Here is a 1,429-nt window from a genome sequence, read left to right as displayed (position 1 = left end):
TGGCGTGTGCCTCGCCCGCGGAGTTCGTGGCCATGCAGCGCGGGGTGGACATGGCTGCGCTGGTTCAGTCCCTCACTCCCTGGGATGCAGTCCGCCTCGGTGCCCTGGGTCCTTTGGACGAACACGCCTCGGCCGTCCTCAGTCGCAAGCGCGCGGCCTTCCTCGTCACGGCCACCGAGAAGTACGGCGTGCCGTATGCCGAGGTGCTCGCGCTCTTCGTCCTCCACTCGGCCTTCGACGACGAGCTACGCGAGGTGGTGCAACTGCTCGCCCGTGACAAGCAATTGGGCGAGACGCTGGGGGCCATGGCCGCTGTCCGCGAGGAGCTGAAGCGGCGGGGCCTGGCGCTGGAAGGCTTCCCGGAGCGGGGCGAGCAAGGCCGCGATGTGCTGCGCGGGCTGGGGCGCGCGGGCAGGGACATGCTCTCCAGCAGCTTGGTGAGTGGCGAGGCCCGGTACACGGAACTCATGGCCATGCGTGGGCAGATGCCTCCGCCCTACCAGTCCGCCCTCGACGAGGTGGAGAAGGCGTTGATGGAGAGGCACTACTCGCCGGGAAGCGTTTCGGCGGGGGCCTTCGACCACCTCACCTTCGGTGTGCCGGTGGGCTTCTACCACCTGGTGGCCGGCACAGGGCATGGGGCGTACTCGCTGGCGCAGGGCAAGTACGAGCAGGCCACGCGCGAGTTGGCGCCGGCCGCGCTGATGGTGGCGCTGTATGCCGGGGGCAAGGGCGCGCGCGCGCTGGTGGAGTCCAACGCTGGTGGGCGGGCGAGTCTGCGGCGGCTCGCGGCCTCGGAAGTCGAAGCGCTGAAGGCCGTCTTGAAGGAGCTGGAGGAGGAATTCGGCCCCGACGCCATCCGCGAGGGCTTCGCCATCCTGCGGGGCGACAGGAAGCTCGCCTTCGCCGCGCTGACGGAGGGGCGGGCTGGCGTCGTCGCCATCGTTGAGGCCCGCGGAAACCCCGCGAAGGCTCAGGCGTTGCTGATGGAGGCGGCCAGCCGAGAGTCCGCAAAGCCCGTGGTCACAAGGGGCTCGGCAGGGAAGCGGTCCGACAACCTGGACCTCTTCGAGCAGAACGCCGAGGTGTCCGCTGCGGAGGCGCAGGCGGCAAGCCGGGAGACCTCCAAAGCTGCAACGACGAGAGGCGAGGCGAATCGCGAGCCCGCCCGGTCTGCCGCGAGAAGGAAGCAGTTCGACAACCTGGACCTCTTCGCCCGGGACGCCGAGGTAGGCGCAACGGAGTCTGCGAGGGTCAAGCTGTTCCAGGCGGAGTTGGAGGCCTCGGGCCCACGGCTCCCGAAGGACGTGAATCTACTGCGGGAAATGGCTCCGAAGCTGGAGGAGCCACCGCCGGGAGTCGAGAAGGGGGCTCCGCTCTGGCAGGAGTACGTCGCCTACCGCAAGAGGCGGCTGAAGGAGATTCGGGA

The 1,429-nt window shown here is 69.2% G+C and carries 1 protein-coding gene; it reads left to right on the top strand.

Annotated elements, in window-relative coordinates:
• Positions 1-1,429 (top strand): hypothetical protein (locus ACLEQD_RS43305; RefSeq protein ID WP_410391778.1); only part of this gene is annotated, 1,429 nt, incomplete at both ends.

It is taken from the genome of Corallococcus sp. 4LFB, assembly GCF_046520365.1.
In the GTDB taxonomy this organism is placed as follows: domain Bacteria; phylum Myxococcota; class Myxococcia; order Myxococcales; family Myxococcaceae; genus Corallococcus; species Corallococcus caeni.
Note: the sequence above shows the minus strand (reverse complement) of the source record. Positions and strands in the feature narration are given on the sequence as shown.